The organism is Actinoplanes sandaracinus (assembly GCF_030009775.1).
GTDB lineage: Bacteria > Actinomycetota > Actinomycetes > Mycobacteriales > Micromonosporaceae > Actinoplanes > Actinoplanes sandaracinus.
Genome location: NZ_JASCTH010000035.1, coordinates 1 through 17,446, shown reverse-complemented (window position 1 = coordinate 17,446; position 17,446 = coordinate 1). Strand labels below are relative to the sequence as shown.

Annotated in this window: 15 protein-coding genes, 1 pseudogene and 1 riboswitch; of the genes and pseudogenes, 6 read left to right on the top strand and 10 right to left on the bottom strand. The window is 73.1% G+C overall.

Annotated features, from left to right (window positions below):
- Nucleotides 1–26: 26 nt before the first annotated feature.
- Nucleotides 27–299, bottom strand: a complete 273-nt coding sequence (locus tag QLQ12_RS38940) for a hypothetical protein (protein WP_282765980.1) — start codon at nt 297–299, stop codon at nt 27–29.
- Nucleotides 300–737: 438 nt separating this feature from the next.
- Between QLQ12_RS38940 and QLQ12_RS38935 the strand changes: the two genes are divergently transcribed.
- Entirely contained in the window at nt 738–1,001 is a 264-nt protein-coding gene (locus QLQ12_RS38935) for a hypothetical protein (RefSeq protein ID WP_282765979.1), read from the top strand.
- 125 nt (nt 1,002–1,126) lie between these two features.
- Here the strand turns inward: QLQ12_RS38935 and QLQ12_RS38930 are convergent, their stop codons facing one another.
- The 6 genes and pseudogenes from QLQ12_RS38930 to QLQ12_RS38905 all read right to left on the bottom strand — a co-directional run bounded on the left by QLQ12_RS38930 (nt 1,127) and on the right by QLQ12_RS38905 (nt 6,644).
- Nucleotides 1,127–2,068: a PhzF family phenazine biosynthesis protein gene (locus QLQ12_RS38930; RefSeq protein ID WP_282765978.1), complete on the bottom strand. Its 942-nt coding sequence runs from the start codon at nt 2,066–2,068 to the stop codon at nt 1,127–1,129.
- A complete protein-coding gene (locus tag QLQ12_RS38925; protein ID WP_282765977.1) occupies nt 2,065–2,937 on the bottom strand; it encodes an MBL fold metallo-hydrolase in 873 nt (290 codons plus the stop codon). The genes QLQ12_RS38930 and QLQ12_RS38925 overlap by 4 nt, the downstream gene beginning before the upstream one ends.
- Nucleotides 2,938–2,947: 10 nt before the next feature.
- A riboswitch (guanidine-III (ykkC-III) riboswitch) is annotated at nt 2,948–3,017 on the bottom strand.
- Nucleotides 3,018–3,447: 430 nt separating this feature from the next.
- Nucleotides 3,448–3,528: pseudogene (locus QLQ12_RS47235) on the bottom strand (hypothetical protein); the annotation flags it as partial.
- Nucleotides 3,529–3,852: 324 nt separating this feature from the next.
- Nucleotides 3,853–4,401 (bottom strand): DUF6653 family protein, encoded by a 549-nt coding sequence (locus QLQ12_RS38915; protein ID WP_282765974.1) that lies wholly within the window; start codon nt 4,399–4,401, stop codon nt 3,853–3,855.
- Nucleotides 4,402–4,854: 453 nt separating this feature from the next.
- Nucleotides 4,855–5,517, bottom strand: coding sequence for a response regulator (locus QLQ12_RS38910; RefSeq protein WP_282765973.1), 663 nt, complete (start codon nt 5,515–5,517; stop codon nt 4,855–4,857).
- A complete protein-coding gene (locus tag QLQ12_RS38905; protein ID WP_282765972.1) occupies nt 5,514–6,644 on the bottom strand; it encodes a sensor histidine kinase in 1,131 nt (376 codons plus the stop codon). The genes QLQ12_RS38910 and QLQ12_RS38905 overlap by 4 nt, the downstream gene beginning before the upstream one ends.
- Nucleotides 6,645–6,786: 142 nt before the next feature.
- Here QLQ12_RS38905 and QLQ12_RS38900 point away from each other — a divergent pair, with 142 nt between their 5' ends.
- From QLQ12_RS38900 to QLQ12_RS38880, 5 genes are all read left to right on the top strand, one after another.
- Nucleotides 6,787–7,830: a carboxymuconolactone decarboxylase family protein gene (locus QLQ12_RS38900; protein ID WP_282765971.1), complete on the top strand. Its 1,044-nt coding sequence runs from the start codon at nt 6,787–6,789 to the stop codon at nt 7,828–7,830.
- Nucleotides 7,823–8,266 carry a DUF6220 domain-containing protein gene (locus tag QLQ12_RS38895; protein ID WP_282765970.1) on the top strand — a complete coding sequence of 148 codons (444 nt, stop codon included), beginning with the start codon at nt 7,823–7,825 and terminating at the stop codon, nt 8,264–8,266. The genes QLQ12_RS38900 and QLQ12_RS38895 overlap by 8 nt, the downstream gene beginning before the upstream one ends.
- Nucleotides 8,263–10,002, top strand: a complete 1,740-nt coding sequence (locus QLQ12_RS38890) for a multicopper oxidase family protein (RefSeq protein WP_282765969.1) — start codon at nt 8,263–8,265, stop codon at nt 10,000–10,002. The genes QLQ12_RS38895 and QLQ12_RS38890 overlap by 4 nt, the downstream gene beginning before the upstream one ends.
- Nucleotides 10,003–10,172: 170 nt before the next feature.
- Nucleotides 10,173–11,450: a lipase family protein gene (locus tag QLQ12_RS38885; RefSeq protein WP_282765968.1), complete on the top strand. Its 1,278-nt coding sequence runs from the start codon at nt 10,173–10,175 to the stop codon at nt 11,448–11,450.
- Complete coding sequence (locus QLQ12_RS38880; RefSeq protein WP_282765967.1) at nt 11,450–12,412, top strand: alpha/beta hydrolase; 963 nt, start codon at nt 11,450–11,452, stop codon at nt 12,410–12,412. Before QLQ12_RS38885 ends, QLQ12_RS38880 begins: the two co-directional genes overlap by 1 nt.
- Here the strand turns inward: QLQ12_RS38880 and QLQ12_RS38875 are convergent.
- From QLQ12_RS38875 to QLQ12_RS38865, 3 genes are read right to left on the bottom strand one after another with little or no spacing between them, the layout of a single operon-like run.
- A complete protein-coding gene (locus QLQ12_RS38875) occupies nt 12,296–13,726 on the bottom strand; it encodes an MFS transporter (RefSeq protein WP_282765966.1) in 1,431 nt (476 codons plus the stop codon). The two genes, QLQ12_RS38880 and QLQ12_RS38875, sit on opposite strands and share 117 nt — an antisense overlap.
- Complete coding sequence (gene ccrA / locus QLQ12_RS38870; RefSeq protein ID WP_282765965.1) at nt 13,723–15,069, bottom strand: crotonyl-CoA carboxylase/reductase; 1,347 nt, start codon at nt 15,067–15,069, stop codon at nt 13,723–13,725. The genes QLQ12_RS38875 and ccrA overlap by 4 nt, the downstream gene beginning before the upstream one ends.
- A 31-nt stretch (nt 15,070–15,100) precedes the next feature.
- Complete coding sequence (locus QLQ12_RS38865; protein ID WP_282765964.1) at nt 15,101–17,347, bottom strand: SDR family NAD(P)-dependent oxidoreductase; 2,247 nt, start codon at nt 17,345–17,347, stop codon at nt 15,101–15,103.
- Nucleotides 17,348–17,446 lie beyond the last annotated feature (99 nt).

The following is a 17,446-nucleotide window of genomic DNA, read 5'->3' as shown; positions in this document are numbered from 1 at the left end:
AGCGCCATCGTGGGCGACGGGGTGGCTCAAGCCAGTGGGGCGCCGCGACGGCTGATCTGGGCCGCGTATGTGGCCCAGTCGCCTGCGGAGAGACGTTGCCAGGCGACAGCGACGTCGGGGTGGATGCCGAGAGTGCGGGCGAGGATCGCGGCAGGGATTTCGGTGGCGAGCTGGAAGAGCGCGGTGCAGCGGGCCTGGTTGGGCCGGATTCCGAGCTGGTTCAGCCGTTGGGTCAGTTGTGTGGTGCTGATCGGCCGTCCGGGCTGGCCGCTGGGAAAGAGCCATGGAGACGGTGCCAAGGTCCCGATGGTCGCGAGGCCCTTGAGCCTAGAGGAGGAGAAGGAGTCCGGCGAGACGGTCTTCGGGCTGGGACGGTGTCGTCGTGCAGGAGCCGGCGTGCGACGGTCCAGCGGTGCTCGTCATCGAGGGGTTGGGTGGGGCCGTTCCAGCGGATAGCGGGGACGTGGGCGGTGGTGAGCTTGTTGGTGTGGGCCCAGCGGATGAAGTGTCCGGCCGTGTGGCGGTAGGCGGCGGAGTCGTCGGTGAGCCACTGGTCGACGTCGGCCTATTGACAGGCGTCCAGGGTGAGGTCGTGGGACGTCAGCCAGTTCAGGCAGGCGACGGCCGCGTGGGTGCGTTGACGTGCGGATATGAACTGTTGCGGAGTAAGGGGGGCGGCCGTTGCGTCGGCGAAGCCGCCGGAGGTGCCAGATCGCGTACCGGTGCAGGAGTTTTCGTTGGTCGGGATCTGGCTGGGATGTGAGAAGGCTGGTCAGGAAGATTTCGAGGCGGACCGGGTACTCGTCGCGCTCGGGCAGGGCGCCGACGCCGACGAGGACTTGGCGGAGGTGGGCAAGGGGCGGGCTGTCGAGCAACTCGTCGAGGGCTTCGTGGGTCAGGGCTCGTCGGCCAGCCGCGAGGTCGGCCAGGACCGCAGAGACGGACGGTTTGTTCAGCCACCGCCTGGCGGTGATGGGGTGCTCGGTGGTGACGGTGGGTGAGTAGTTGGCCGAGCAGGATGCGGTGGCGTAGGAGGGTGAAGCCCGCTCGTCCGTACATTTGGCGTTTCAGAGGAAGTGCCCAGGTACCAGCGCTACTCGATGAATTCCTGGTTGGCGAGCCGCCGTCACACGATGCGTGGCTCGGCGAGGGTGGTGGCTCCGCCGACCGTCACCTGGCCGCGATGGCCCTTGGTGACAGCGATGACGGCCGAGCAGCCGGCCTGGGTGTACTGGGCGATTCGTAGTCGCCGGCCGGGCTCGACCGCGGGGTCTCCGCCGACCTGGGCTGCGTGGGACACACCGGTGGCGCGATCCACGACAAGTGCCCTGCCGAGATAGGCGTTGACCTGGATGGCGCACGCCGGCAGGCCGGTCGCCGGGTCGCGGCTGTACACGTGGATGCCGTTCACGCCAACGTCTCGTTGCAGGCTCATCAGCCGGTCGTAGTCGAGCCGGTCCAGCCGTGCCCGCAGCATGTCGAGTGTTGCGCCCGGCACCTCGACGGTGAGTTTGGGCGAGCCGACGGAAAGAATCGGAAGTGACCCCGCCGTCGACACTGCAACGCCGAACACCTCGTCCACCGCGGGCCCGCAGCCTGCTACGTGGCGCGCCTCCAGTGCCTGGAAGCCGAGTTCGACTGCACCGTCGGGATGGAGTAGCGCCTGAGTGCGTACCCCGGTCGAGGTCGTGATCTTGAAGCGGTGGGGAGCACCGCTGCTGCTCACTGTGTCCGCCAAGGCGCGGACCGCTCCCATGATGCCGTGGGCGCACGCACCGAGGTGTTCGCCGGTAGGCGTCAGGACGGTGACGGCGACCTCGATGCTGGACCAGCCGTCGTCACCGGGTGCCGGATCGAAGGCGTCGATGAAGACGGTCTCGGGGGTTCCGGTGCGCCGCGCCAACGCCGATCGGCGAGCGGCGTCCCAGTCGGCCACGTCGCCGCCCAGTACGACGGCGAAGGGGTTGCCGAGTTCCCCGGTGGGATCGCCGGGGTCGACGAAGGCGGAGCCGGCCAGCAGTACGGCGGCGTCCGGCATGGGGCGCATCCGCTGCATCGCCTCGCTCACGGCTGCTCGTAGCAGATGATGAAGTCGGCAAAGGCGTGCCGGCCGGTACGGTCGCCCACCTCGTCGATCGCCGCGCGGATGTCCCGCAGCTGTTGCGTGGTCATCTGCAACGGCGGTTCATCGGGCTGGAAGGTGGTGCGGACCGGATAGTCCACGCCCGGTACGCCTGTCATCTCGATGTGACAGCCGAGAACATGGGTGACGGGCCGTGACTCGGCGAATCGGATGAGGCTGTCCATGGTGCTCCGAAAGGCGGGCCAGTCGTTGACGTAGAGCCGCCCCGGGTAGACGGTGTCGCCGGTGAACAGCAGCCCGGTGTACCGGTCGTAGAAGGTGATGGCCGATTCGTGGTGGCCGGGAGTGGCCAGGCACTCCAGCATGCGTCCGCCGAGGTCGACACGGCCGGCCCGGCCCGGCTCGTCGAGCTCGAGGTACGCCCACGCGGTGGCGCGGTCAGCGCCGACGACGACGGTGCCGGCACGGCCGGTGAATTGGGTGTCACCGGCGGTATGGTCGCCGTGGGCGTGGGTGTGCAGGACCAGCAGTTCGTAGTCCTCGCGCGGATGGACGGCCAGCCATCGCCGAGTCAGGTCATCGACGGTTCGCTGTATCGGAAAGTGCTCCGCTGAGGCGGTGGCGCCGGTGTCGAGCAGGACCGCCCGGTCGTTGCCGAACAACAGGAACAGGAACGGCGCCTCGTAATCGATCGCCTTGTTCTGGCGCAGGATGAATGTGTGCTCGTTGTAGGCATGCACCTGGATGTCGGGATCGGTGTTGTGCTTGGCCGAGGGTGACCCGTGGATCCACCGGACGTCCATCGTGCCGGGTACCGGGGCTGAAGAGGTGAAGTCGACGCGCGTGCTGGTCATGACGCTCCCGCGAGCGTCGTCTTTGCAGACCGGGTACGGCGCACATCTCGTCCGGGGAAGAGCGTCCATACGCGCCCTCCGGAACGGAGGATACCAAACCGTTCCAGCCGGCCAGGAGGCGCAGGCCGCTCCCATGCCCCAGCCCAGCGGTGCGCCGCCGATCCGGCTGATCTGAGTGAACTGGTGAATGACCTGCGGCCACAGGACGGGGTGGCCCAGGATGGCGAACTTCAGTGGTGCGAGCGCCTCCTGGTAGGACAGCGTTCCCGGTGGGGTGGCGTGCGGCGCAGGCAGCGGGGTGTGCCGGAGTCGCCGCAGCATCGCGTCGACGCGGGGAGCGACGGGTCCGTGACCGGCCAGGGCGGCGGCCTGACAGGTGGCGAGGAACTGCCCGAACGCCTCGTCGGTGCTGACGAGCGCGGCGGCGAGGGCGGTCTCGGTTCCGCCGGTGACGGCGACGGGGTCGGCGATGCCGTCGAGTGCCATGGCCCGTATCCGCCGGGGATACATGTTCGCGTAGACCTGGCCGATGAAGGTGCCGTACGACTCACCCAGGTACGACAGCTGTTCGTCGCCGACGAGGTGGCGCAGGTGGTCGAGGTCGGGGGCGGTGTCCGCGGTGGAGATGTGCGTGAGTAGCTCGCCGTTGGCCGCGCCGCAGCGGCGCGCGAACTCGGCGGTCGTCGCCAGATAGGCCCGCTGTTCGGCGGCGGTCGTCGGGATCGGCTTGCCGGCCCAGAAGGCTTGTCGCTGTGCCGGGTCGCCGAAGCAGTTGACCCGGGCGGTGCCGCCGGCGCCGCGGACGTCCCAGCCGTCGTCGAATCGTCTTCATCGCCTCAGCTCCCGTATGTCAGCGCCCTTCGGGCCGGACTCATCCGCTGGTCCGGGCTGTACGTCGGGACGCGGTTCCGGCGTTCAGTACTCCCATGCGGCGTACGGTTCGTGCCGGGTCTTCATGTCTTCGAACAGCAACACCTGACGATCGATGTACCAGGCCTTGGCGGCCTGCAGGATGATGATTCCGGCCACGGTGTCGACCGCATCGAGGCGGACCAGCCCGTAGGTGAGCACCACCGCGCCGACGAGCTGGATCGCGTAAGTGACAGCGAGCACGCGCGCATTGAACTGGTCAGGAACCGCAACTGTGGTGCGCTCCGACCAGACCCGTTCGCCGAAGACGCCTCTCGACGCCCAGTTGCGGGTCGATCGAGGCCGCGGGAACAGCACCGGGTTGATCATCATGAAGACCAGCGACAGGACGACCGGCGCCAGGCACCACCACCCGATCCAGTCGCGGCTCCAGATCGACAGCGCGAGCAGCGGCAGGACGGCAAACCGGGTCGCAACACTGATCGGGTTGGCGTGGCGAAACCAGTTGTCGCCGGTGAGGCCGAACACCTTGGCGACGCGCTGTTCACCGGTGACCTTCTGGGGGTTGGCGCCCGGCGCGGTGGGGGTGGTCATCGCGGCCCTCCTGGTGGCGAATGCCCGTCCCTGAACGTAGCGGGCTCGGCTCGACGGCGGCCCGCCCGTCGCCGCCGGGAAAGCCGCAGGCAGACCCTACGCGCCGTCAGACATCGACATACTCCATTGTCCGGTGATCCGACAGTGGCATGACTCGCCGGCGTGACCGCGACCCCGGTCACCACGCTCGTCGCGCAGTCGATGAACCACGTCACCCACGGCTACATCAACCGCCCGTCGACGTCGACCTCCACCGACGCCTCGACATGATCACCCTCGCGGCCCCGCCACCTGCTCGGCGCGGCCCAGCGCCTTCGCCACCAACCGCCACACCGTGCGGTCCGACACCCAGACCTTGCGCGGCCAGCGCCACCTGTTCCCGCGACAGCGGACCCGCCGCACTCAGCTCCACCAGCCGGCGCACCACTCGCCAGCGCCGGCGCGATGCGCCCGTCACCGGCGGCGCGGCGTGATCAGACCTGATTCGTACGCCCACACGACCAACTGGGCGCGATCGCGGCAGTGCAGTTTCGCCATCGCCCGGTTGACGTGGGTCTTGGCGGTCAACGGGCTGATCACCATGCGCCCGGCGATGTCGTCGTTGCTGAGCCCGCGGGCCACGAGTTCGACGATCTCCTGTTCGCGGGCGGTCAGCACGTCGCGCCCGACCGCCGGGTCGGCCGGCGCCGGGCCGGTCACGAACTCGCTGATGAGCGTCCGGGTGACCGTGGGGGCCAGCAGCGCGTCACCGCGGGCCACGACCGCGATCGCCTGCAACAGGTCCGCCGGGTCGGCGTCCTTGAGCAGGAATCCACTGGCGCCGGCGCGGAGCGCGGCGAAGACGTAGGCGTCGAGCTCGTAGTTGGTGAGGATCAGCACGCGCACGCCGGCCAGACCGGGGTCGGCGCCGATACGGCGGGTGGCCTCGATGCCGTCGAGTCTCGGCATCTGCACATCCATCAGCACGACGTCCGGGCGCAGCCGCCGTGCCAGTTCCACGGCGGAGCCCCCGTCGACGGCCTCACCGACGACCTCCACGTCGTCCTCGGCGTCGAGCAGCGCGCGGAATCCGGCCCGCATCAGGGCCTGGTCGTCGGCGAGCAGCACACGGATCATGCCGGGCCGTCCAGCGGGAAGGTGGCCCGTACGGCGAACCCGCCGCCGTCACGGTGCGCCGCGTGCAGTGTGCCGCCCAGCCCGGTGACCCGTTCCCGCATGCCGCTCAGTCCCACTCCCGGGGTCACCGGCCCGGCCGCCGGGGCCCGCCCGTCGTCGGTCACCGCGACGGTCAGCCGGGTGGGGGCGTACTCGACGTGCACCTCGGCGGTGGCGGACCCGGCGTGGCGGGTGACGTTGGTCAGCGCCTCCTGGACGACGCGATACCCGGCCTGGTCCACCTCGACGGGCACGTCCGGCGGCTCCCCGGTGACGATGACGTCCACCGGCACCCCGGCCGCTCGGGTCCGCTCCGCGAGCTCGTCCACCCGGGCCAGGCTGACGCGGTCCTCCTCAGCGGGCGAGCGCAGGACCGCCAGCGTCGACCGCAGCTCGCGCATCGCCGCGCTGCTGGCCTCCTGGATCGCCAGCAGCGCGGCCGACGGCTCCTCGCCCTGCTTACGGCCCAGATGCACGGCGATCCCGGCCTGCACCTTGATCACCGAGATGCTGTGGGTCAGCGAGTCGTGCAGGTCCCGGGCGATGCGCAGGCGTTCCTCACCGGCGCGGCGCAACGCCATCTCCTCGCGGGTGCGTTCCGCCTCGGCGGCCCGTTGCTCCACCTGTTCCAGGTACGCCCGGTGCTGCCGCGCGACCAGGCCCGCTACGTTGGCCGCCACGAACCACCCCAGCAGCAGACTGGTGCGTTCCAGGATCTGCTGGCCGGGCCGGCCGGCCGGTGCGACCGAGATGTCGCGGGCCAGGAAGCCGGCGAGGAAGACGACACCGGCCGCGGCGGCGGCCAGCCGATGCCCGCGCCAGGCGGCGACGTAGACGGCCGCGAGGACGGGGAACGCGGCGGCCACCCCGGGATGCACCCGGACGTGCAGGGCCAGCATGGCCGTGGTCACCACGAGCAGCGCCGGCGCCGGGTGACGCCGGCACACCGCGAGGGCCGCGGCCATGGCGAGGATCAGGGCGACGTCGATCGCTCCCACCGGACCGGCGTCCGGAGCGAGGGCCGCGTTGCCGAGCAGGGCGAGGCCGAGCGTGACGCCGCCGAGGGCGTAGGGCAGGTCCGGGCGCATGAGCGAACTGTAGGACGACTGTCGACAGTGGTCATCCCTCGCCCGCAGTAGGCCGGGCGTACTGCGGGCGCGGTACCGGCATCACCCAGGTGTCTGCGGCGGCACGACGCCTCCGCGCGGCGCCCGGACGAGCATCGACCGCATGACATACCGCTTCTTCACACCCGCCCCACCGCGAGCGGCGACCGGCCGCACCGCCCAGGTCTACCGGCAGATGCGCGACGACTTCATCGGGCCGGCGCCCGCCTTTCAGGCGCTCTCGGCCGTGCCGGAGATCCTGGCCGCCTCCTGGGCGCTGATGCGCGAGGCGCTGCTCGCCGGGGGCACGAGACTCGCCGGGGGCACGGGGCTCGCCGGGGGCACGAGCCGGGTCGACCGGGAAGTCGTGGCGTCGGCGGTGTCCCGGGCCAACCGCTGCCAGTTCTGCGTCGACGCCCACGTGACACTGCTGCACGCGCTGGACGAGCACGAACTGGCCGAAGTCATCGCCCGGGGCGGCACACCGTCGCATCCCGCCCACGCCGAGCTCGTCCACTGGGCCGCCGGCAGCCGCAATCCCCGGGCGACCGGGTGGACGAGCCCGTACGGCCCGCAGCTCACCGGCACCCTGCTGGCCTTCCACTTCATCAACCGGGTCGTCTCGGCGCTGCTCGCCCCGGACCTGCTCCCCGGCGGTCTGCAGCGCTTCCCCGTCGTGCGATCCGCCGGGGGCCGGCTCTACGCCCGGATGTCCCGTGAACGGAACGAGCCCGGCGGCAGCCTCCCGCTCCTGGACACCGGGCCCACCCCGCCGCCGGCCTGGGCCACCGACAGCCCGGTCGGTGTGGCGTACGCGGCGCTGACGGACGCCGCCACCTCCGGCGGTGACCTGCTCAGTGACGTGGCCCGGCGGACCGTCACGGCGACCGTGCGCTGGGAGGACGGCCGGCATCCGGACCAGCCGGCCGAGTGGGCCGGCGAACTCGTCCGCGACCTGCCCGGAACCGACCGCGTCGGCACCCGGATCGCCCTGCTGGCCGCGTTCGCGCCCGCCGCGATCAGCCCGGGTGACGTCGGCCTCTGGCGGCTGTCGCACCCGGCGGACGCGGACCTCGTCCGGCTCGTCGCGTACGGCGCGATCACGGCCACCGACCACGTCGCCCGGGCACTCGACCCGGCCCACCGCCAGGAGAGTCACCGTGCGTAGAGCTTTCGTCATCGTCAGCGCCGTACTACTGGCCGCGTTCGCGCTGCAATTCGTGTTCGCCGCCGTGGGCGCGTTCACCAAACCCGCCGGCGACGGCGCCTACGCGCTGCACAGCATCACCGGGATGGTGGTGATCCCCCTCCTCAGCCTTCTCACCATGGTGTGCGCCGCGCTGGCCCGGGCGCCGGGGCGGGTCGTCGCCCAGTCGGTCCTGCCGCTCGGGCTGGTCCTGCTGCAAGCGCTCATCGCGGTGCTGGCGAACGCGTTCACCGACGCCTCGGGCGCCAGCACCGCGCTCAGCCTCACCATCGGCGCGCTGCACGCGGTCAACGGGATCATCGCCGTGCACGTCGTGGTCGGTGTTCTCCAGGCCGCGGAGAAGCTGGCCGCCGGCCGGCCGGCGGAAAACCCGGCCGTAGAGAAGAGCCCAGCATGACCACCGGTTCGGTGCTCGCGCTCGATCTCGTCGTCGCGGTCCTCGCGGCCGCCGGATGGCTGGGCGGCGGCGCCGCGGCCGCCACCGGCCGGCGGCGGCTCGCGCTGGGTGTGGGCGCCGCCGCGCTGCTCGCCACCCTGGCCCGTGCGGCCACGACCATCGCGCTGGCCCGTGCCGGCTGGTGGTTCGCGGCGGAGAAGGTCATCATCGCCGCCCCGCTGTCGCTCGCGGCGGTGCTCGTCGCCGGCCCGCGGCTGGTGCGGCCGCCGGCCGACATCCGCCCGGCCGCGGTCGCGCTACTGTTCGCCGGGTACGCCCACACCGCCGCCCTGCTCGTGACGGTCCTGCACGGCTACCCGGTGTCGGCGGGCGCGGCGCTGCTGGCGGTCGCCGGGGTGGCCGCCGCCACCGCGGTCACGTGGCGGTTCCTCGGCGCGCGCCCGTCCCGCACCGTGGCGCGCGCGGCCGTCGTCGTGTCGCTCGCGGCGCTGGTGACCGGCACCGGCCTGGCCGTCACCACGGGCGCCGCCCCCGGCGTACCCCATGCTCATGGCCATCGCGACGAGCCCACCGTCGGCGCGCCGACCAAGCGCTTCACCCTGACGGCCGCATCGGCCGTCGTGACGGCGAACGGCCGGGACGTCGCGGCCTGGGCGTTCAACGGCCAGGTGCCCGGCCCGCAGCTCACCGCGACGGTCGGCGACGTCCTGGAGGTGACGCTGCGCAACCAGGACATCGATCGTGGCGTCACGCTGCACTGGCACGGTTACGACGTGCCGAACAGCCAGGACGGGGTGCCCGGCGTGACGCAGGCGGCGGTGCTGCCCGGCCAGGAGTTCGTCTACCGGTTCCACGCCGATCAGGCCGGCACCTACTGGTACCACACTCACGCGGCCTCGGACCTCGGAGTCCGGATGGGACTCCACGGCGTGCTCGTGGTCCATCCCGGGCCGGTGACCGGCGTGGACGTGACGGTTCCGGTCCACGCTCTCGCCGGGCATCCGCTGCCGGCGCCCAGCGTGGCGCAGGTCCGCGCGGGCGAGCCGGTCCGGCTGCGGCTGATCAACACCGACAGCACCACGCATCGGTACGCCCTGGCCGGCGCCTCGTTCCGGGTCGTCGCGATCGACGGGGCCGACCTGCGTGACCCGCCGCCGCTGGCGGACACCGCCGTGCTGATCCCGGCCGGTGGGCGTTACGACCTGGCCTTCTCTGCACCCGCCACGCCGGTGGCGCTCTCCGTCGACGGCCGGGCCGTCTGGTCGACCGGTCCGGTCACCGCGGTCACCAGCGGATGGCCGGTCCTGGATCCGCTCGGTTACGGCGCCGCGACGCCGGCGCCGTGGTCCCGGTTCGACCAGGAGCTCACGCTGGTGCTGGATCGCGGCCTCGACCTGCGCGGCCTGCTCCCGCGGTACGCCCACACCGTCAACGGCGCCGCCGACCCGGACATCCCGCCGCAGGTCGTACGCCACGGCGCGGTCGTCAAGTTGAGGATCGTCAACCGGTCGCTGGTGGTGCACCCGTGGCACCTGCACGGGCACCACGTGCTGGTCCTGTCCCGCGACGGCACACCGTCGACCGGCAGCCCGTTGTGGCTGGACTCCTTCGACGTGCGGCCCGGCGAGGTCTGGGAGGTGGCGTTCCACGCCGACAACCCCGGAATGTGGGCCAACCACTGCCACAACCTGCCGCACGCCGACGCCGGCATGACCCTGCACCTGATGTACGCGTGACGGCCGGGGGAGTCCGGGACCGTACCGGATCGCCGGCGGGCCGCGCTGCCACCGCCGGTGCGCGTCTGCGGGCGCCGGATTGTCAACCAGCAGCGTAGATCGTGATGGTTTCGCCCTCCAGTCTTGCGTCATGCCGCCGGTCGTCAGGGGCGGCCGGACGGGAGGACCCCATGAGGCGAAGATCAGTGATACCGGCGCTGGCCGCGCTCTGCACCGGCCTCGCCGGTGTGGCCGTGGCCGTCGCGCCGGGATCGGCCACGGCGGCGAGTGTGGCGTGCACCGCGCCGGAGAGTGCGATCTACACCCCGCCGGCGTCGGTCGCCGCGGCGCCGGGAACCGTGCTGGCCTGTCGCCCGACCGGCCTGCCCGAGGTGCCCGGCGACATCGCGATGAAGGCATGGCGGGTGCAGTACGCCTCCCGGGTTGTGCCGGGGCGCCGGGGCGGGGTGTCCGGCCTGGGCGGGGGGCCCACCGCACCCTGGACCGGGCCGGGCGCCCGGCCCGTCGTCTCCTACCACTTCGGCACGCTCGGGCTCGGCTCGCAGTGCGCCTTCTCCAAGCAGCTCGCCGGGGCATACCAGGACGAGTACGAGGGCGACCAGGTCGCGGGGCTCCTGCGGGCCGGCTGGGCGGTGGCGGCCACCGACGACGTCGGCTATCTGACCGGGCGGACGCACACCTACATGGCCGGCCACAACGCGGCACACGCCATGCTCGACGTGGTACGGGCGGCGTTCCAGGTGCCCGGTTCCGGTCTGAGCACCGGTGCCAAGGTGGGCGTCTGGGGCTACTCGCAGGGCGGCGCGGCGTCGTTGTGGTCGGCGCAGCTGGCTGCCACGTACGCCCCCGAACTGAATCTGGCCGGCGCCGCCGCCGGCGGCGTTCCCGCGGACCTGAAGGAGGTCGCGAAGGCCTCCGACGGCGGTGCGTTCGCCGGCTTCAGCGTGGACGCCACCATCGGGCTGCACGCCGCCTACCCGAACCTGCCGTTCGACGCGTTGATGAACGAGCAGGGCCGGCGGTTGATAGCCGACCTCAAGACTCTCTGTCTCGTCGGCACGGTCGCCCGGGGCGCCGGCGCCCGGAGCGAGAGCCTGACCACCGGCGGCCTGAGCCCCGAGGAATTCTACCGGCTGGCCGGGCCGGACGGCGTCACCTGGGGCGCGGTCCTGGACGCGCAGAAGCTCGGCGTGGGCGTGGGAACGGCGGCGTCCGGCGCGCGGTACCGGATCGGCTTCCCCGTGCTGCAGTACCACGGGCTGCTGGATGAGGTGATCCCCACACAGGTCGAGGAGGCGGTGCGCACCGCGTACTGCCGGGCCGGGATCACGACCCGGCAGCGGAAATACCTGACCGGCCACCTGCTGGCCGACGGTCAGGCCATCGGCGACGTGGTCGCCTGGTTCACCGACCGCTTCGCGGGCCGGCCGGCGACGGGAAACTGCTGATGTCCCGATATCTCAGACTCATGCTCGCCGCGCTGCTCGTCGCGGGGGGCGCGGCGATCGTGGACGGCCCGGCCCGGGCCGCCGCCCCGGCATCGGTGGTCGGCGAACGCTGGCTCGACTCCCGCACGGTCGATCTCACCGTCCGCTCGCCGGCCAACGGACGGGACCTCCCGGTACGCGTGCTCATGCCGGCGGGCTGGTCCCGTACCGCGACGCGCACGTGGCCGGTGGTGTACCTGCTGCACGGCGGCAACGACGACTACACCTCGTGGACCCGCGAGACCGACATCGAGCAGTTGAGCGCCACCACGGCGGCGCTGATCGTCATGCCCGAGGCGGGACGCGACGCCAACTACACCGACTGGTACCGCCCCGACGGCGGCCCCAACGCCGGTCTGTGGGAGACGTTCCACCTCACCGAGCTGTGGAACCTCCTGCGCTCCGAATACCGGGCCGGCGCCGCCCGGGCCGTGGCCGGCATCTCGTCCGGCGGGACCGGAGCCGTCATGTACGCGGGCCGGCATCCGGGCACGTTCCGGTACGTGGCGGCGTACAGCGCCCCGCTGAACCTGTTCGACCCGCTGCTGCGGGCCGTGCTGTACAAGACCGCGTCCGACAACGGTGACGACCCCACCGCGATGTGGGGCTCACCGATACTGCAGGCCGGCAACTGGCGCCGGCACAACCCGCTCGACCTGGCCCCGAACCTGCGCGGCGCCGGCGTCTACCTCTCCAGCGGCAGCACCGGGCTGCCGGGCGATCTCGACCCGAACGGCTTCTGGAGCCCGGTGCAGTTCGGTGAGATCCCGGTCGGGGTGAACACCCGCGCGATGGCGCGGCGGCTGCTACTCGCCCGTATCCCGGCCACCGTCAACGTCTACGGCAACGGCACCCATTCCTGGCCGTACTGGCAGCGGGAGCTGCACGCCACCTGGCCCGGACTGGTCGCCTCGCTCGGCTGACGCGACGTCGGCGCCCGGACCCGGCTGGGTCCGGGCGCCGATCAGCGCCCCCACGCAGACCAGGACGGCGGCGGCGATCAGGCCCAGCCGGTACCCACCGGCGAGATCGCCACGGGTGATCACCACCACCCCGACGCCGGCGATGCCGAGCACCCCGGAGAGTTCCCGGGCCACGGCGAAGACCCCGCCCGCCATCCCGGCGCGATCGGGCGGCGCGGCGGCCAGCACCACGGCGGCCAGCGGAACGGTCAGGGCCGAACCGAACCCGACCGCGGCCAGCGCGGCCAGCAGGACGGGCGTGTCGGCGCTGCCCACCGCCACCACGCCGATCCCGGCGCCGACCACGAGCAGACCCGCCGTCACCGTCCGCCGCACGCCGAGCCGTCGAACGAGCGCCGGCGCGAGTGGCGCACCCAGGGCGACCGCCGCCGCCACCGGCAGGAAGGCCAGTCCCGCCGCGGCGGGCCGGAAACCGCGGACGTCCTGCAGGTACATGGCGGTGTAGAAGAACACGCCGTTGACGCCCAGCCCCCACAGCACCTGCACGGCCACCCCGCCCCGGTAGGCGCGGGCGGCGAACAGCCCGGCGCCGAGCAGCGGATCCCGGCTGCGCCGCTCGACGAGCACGAAGACGGCCGCCCCGGCGACCGCCGCCGCCACCGCGTACCCGGCACCGCTCGTCAGCGCGAACGTCACGGCGGTCAGCGCGAACGTGGCCGTGCAGACCCCGGGCAGGCCCAGCGTGACCCCGTGCCGCCGGATCCCCGCGGGCACCGCGCACCACACGGTGACCAGCGCGGCCAGTCCGGCCGGCACGTTGAGCAGGAAGATCCACGACCAGTGCAGGTGCTCGCTGAGCAGGCCGCCCACGACCGGCCCGGCCGCGAGCGCGACAGCGCCCGAGACCGTCCACGCCGCCGCGCCGCGCAGGCGCTCCCGGTCGCCGGCCGCCGCCACGGCGGCGAGGGTCGCCGGCACCAGCAGGGCGGCGCCGGCGCCCTGCACGGCGCGGGCCACGAGCAGCCCGATCAGCTGTCCGGTCAGGCCGGCCGCCAGCGACGCGGCGGTGAACACACCGAGCCCGGCCAGCAGCATCCGGCGGGTGCCGTACCGGTCGGTGAGCCGGCCACCGGCCAGCAGCAGGCCCGCGTAGGGCAGCATGTAGCCGGTCGCCACCCACTCCAGCGCGGCCAGGCCGACCCCGAGGTCGCGGGCGATCGACGGCGCGGCGACCGTGACCACCGTGTTGTCGAGCATGGTGAGGAACGCGGTCGCCACCACGACGGCGAGGACCGCCCGCGAGCGCCGGCTCAACCGACCGCGTGGGGCACGAGCGGCTGCCCGGCCTCGCGGAACAACCGCAGCCGGTCCTCACCGGCCTGAGCCCGACGGACCGGATCGGTGACGCCCAGCCCCGGCTCCGGCGCCAGGCACAGCACGCCGACCTTGCCCACGTGCTCGTTGAGCTGGACCGCCCGGGTCGCCTCGGCGGCCTGGTCGAGCGGGTACACCCGAGACAGCGTGGGAATCAGCGTGCCGAGGCTGAACAGCCGGTTGACCTCCCACGCCTCCTGATAGTTGGCGCCGTGGCTGCCCACGATGCGCTTGAGCCGCATCCACAGGTAGCGGTTGTCGTACTGGTGCTCGTAGCCGCTGCTGGATCCGCACGTCACCACCGTTCCGCCGGTGCGGGCCAGGTACACGGAGGCGCCGAAGGTCTCCGCGCCGGTGTACTCGAAGACGATGTGCGGATCCTCCCCGACCAGGGCGCGGATCTGCTTGCCCAGCGCCCGCCAGGTAGCCGGATCACGCATCCCGTCCGGGCCCATCGGCAGAGCGGCCCGGTCGATCACGTTCCGGCAGCCGAGCCGGCCCAACAGCTCGGCCTTCGCCTGCGACCCCACGACGGCGACCGGGATCCCACCGCCGGCGAGCACGAGCTGCACCGCGAAACCCCCGAGGCCGCCGGCGGCGCCCCAGATCAGGACCACGTCGCCCTGCTTCATCCGGGCGCCGCGCGGGCTCACGAGCATCCGGTACGCGGTCGCGGCGCACAGCGTGTTGCCGGCCGCCTCCTCCCACGTCAGATGCTCCGGCTTGGGCAGCAGCTGGCTCGCCTTGACGACGGCGAAGTCGGCCAGCCCGCCGAAGTTCGTCTCGAACCCCCAGGCCCGCTGGTCCCCGGTCATCGCGTCCTGATGGGTGACCGGATCCTCGCTGTCGACGTAGGCCGGCGCCACCACCACCCGCTCGCCGACCGACCACCGCCGCACACCCGATCCCACCCGCACCACCACGCCCGCCGCGTCCGACCCGATGACGTGGTACGGCTGGTCGTGCCGGCTGCCCCAGCGGTCCTGGCGTCCCATCCGGGCGAGGAACGAGAAGGTCGGCACCGGCAGGAAGGTCGCCGACCAGACCGTGTTGAAGTTGATGCCGGCGGCCAGCACCGCGATCAGCACCTCGTCCGGGGCGAGCTCCGGCATCGGCACCTCGCCCACGTGCAGGGAACGGCGTACGTCCCGGTCCTCGGCGCCGGCGAAGATGTCGACGTCCGTCCGGCGCAGGTGTGCGGCCCGGATCCGTGACGGCACCGGGCAGGCGAGCAACTCCGCCGCTGAAGCGTCGGCCAGCACGGCTTCGGCGAGTTCCGACATGTGCGACTCCTTACTCGATGCGGAACGCCGGTCACAGCAGCCGGCGCAGGTCCGCCGCGATCGTGTCCACCGCGGGCGGGTCGAGGAGGTTCAGGTGGTGCCCGGTCACCGGCACGATGCGCAGGTCGGCGCACCAGCGGTCCCAGCCTCGGGCGGCGTCCGAGTGCTCGTACCGGGGGTCGCTGACCGCCCACGGCGTCGCCTCGGTGCAGCGGTACAGCGTCACCGGCCCGTCGTACGGGCCGGGCCGGTACTCGTCGAGCGCCCGGGTGTCGGAGTGCGAGTCGATCTGATGGCGCAGCACGGCCGGCGGCAGCCGGTCGGTCACCCCGGCGCGGGACATCTCCGCGAGGACCACCTCGAACTGCTCGTCCGCGGTCAGCCCGCGCAGCCGGCCGGGCGCCACGTCGACGGGCGCCCGGTAGGTCTCCCGCAGGTAGGTCAGGAATCCCAGCAACCGCTCGGTGAGCAGGTGGGCGGCCTGTTCGGCGGGCATCGGCACCGGCAGCCCGGAGTCGATGAGCACGACCGCCTCCACCTTCTCGCCCTCGGCGGCGAGCAGCCGGGCCGCCTCGTAGGCGAGCACACCACCGAACGACCAGCCACCCAGCCGGTACGGTCCGGTGGGGCGGACCCGGCGGATCAGCGCCGCGTACCGGGTGGCGCGCTCGGTCACCGGGCCACCGGAGGCGAACCGCTCCAGCCCGTACACGGACAGTGCCGGGCCGAGCCGGTCGACCAGTTGCCGGTACACGAACGTGCTGCCGCCGGCGGGATGCGCCAGGAACAGCGGCGCGGCCGCGGTATCGGCGACGCGCAGCGGGCGCACCGGGCCGGCGCCGACCTCGGCCTGCTCGGCCGCGCGCAGCGCGACGGCGAGCGTGCGCGGGGTGGGATCGGCGAGCAGGTCCGCGAGGTCCACGTCGGCGCCAAACTCGGCGCGGGCCGCGTCGGCGATCCGGGCCAGCACCGGCCGTGCGACGTCGGCCCGCCAGGCGATTCCCGCGACGGCCCGGTCGAGCACGGTCGCGAAGAGCCGGACCGCGGCCCGCTCCGCCGCGTCGCGCGCGGCGACCTCGGCGTCCGGCGTTGCGGCGGCACGCGCCACCTCGGCTTCCGCGGCTTCCTGGAGATCGGGCCGGCAGGCCGGTGGGGCGGCCCCCATCGTCTCGGCTTCCGCGGTCGCGGGGGCCTCGGGCCGCTCCGCCGGTGAGGTGCCGTCCGCCGGACCGAGCGCGTCGGTGAGCGCGGCCGTCAGGTCGGCGAGCGTGGCGCCGCGCACCAGCGCCGAGGTGGGCAGCGGCGTCCCGAGGTCGATCTCGACCAGGCTCTTGATCCGGATCGCGGCGAGCGAGTCCAGGCCGGCGTCCACCAGAGGCTCGTCCGGCCGGGGCGCCCGCGGTGTGCCGAGGACGGCCACGACGTGCGCGGCGAGCCGTTCGCCGATGGCGCGCGCCGCCTCGGCCCGCGGCAGCGCCCGGATCCGTTCGGCGCCGGGCCAGTGCGGCGGTGTGGCGGGTTTCCCGGCGGGCGGTGCGGCATCGCCGGTCACCGCGCTGAAGAACGGCAGGCGGCCGGCCTCCGGGAAGACGGCCAGGGCGGCGGCCGGGTCGAAATGCAGCGCCCCGGCCGTGCCCGGGGTGCGGGAGAGCAACCCGGCCAGCGTGGCGATGCCCTCGTCCGGCTCGATCGGGTCCATCCCGGGCAGCCGCGTCCCGGCGGCGCCGCCGAGCCCCGACCAGGTTCCCCAGTTGATCGAGATCGCGGGCACGCCGTGCGCACGCTGCCACCGGGCGAAGGCGTCCAGCCAGGCGTTCGCGGTCGCGTAGGCCGCCTGGCCGGGGGAGCCGAGCAGGGCGGCCGCCGACGAGAACGTCACCCACCAGTCCAGTTCCACGCCCGCCGCCACGACTGCCCGGTGCAGACGCCACGCGCCGTGCGCCTTGGGCGTCCAGACTCCGGCCAGGTCCCCGGCGTCCAGCCGGCCCACCAGGCCGTCCCGCAACACTCCGGCCGCGTGCACGACTCCGGCCAGGTCAGCGCCGCCGGCGTCGACCAGCCGGGCGGCGACGCCGTCGGCGGCGAGGTCACCGAGCAGCACACGCACGTCGACGCCGGAACGTCGTAGCGCGTCGATGGTCTGTTCCGCGCTCGCGGTGGGTCCGGACCGGCCGGTCAGCACCAGCCGGCCGGCGCCGGCCGCCGCCAGCCACTGCGCGACCCGCAGTCCGAGCCCGCCGTACCCACCGGTGATCAGATAGGCGCCGCCCGGCCGCACCGGCGGTGGCGACCTCCGGCATCGTCCAGCCGCCGGCGCACGCCCTCGCCGTCTGGTTGACCTATCGCGCCGACCCGGCGACGGCCCGCGCCCGCGGGT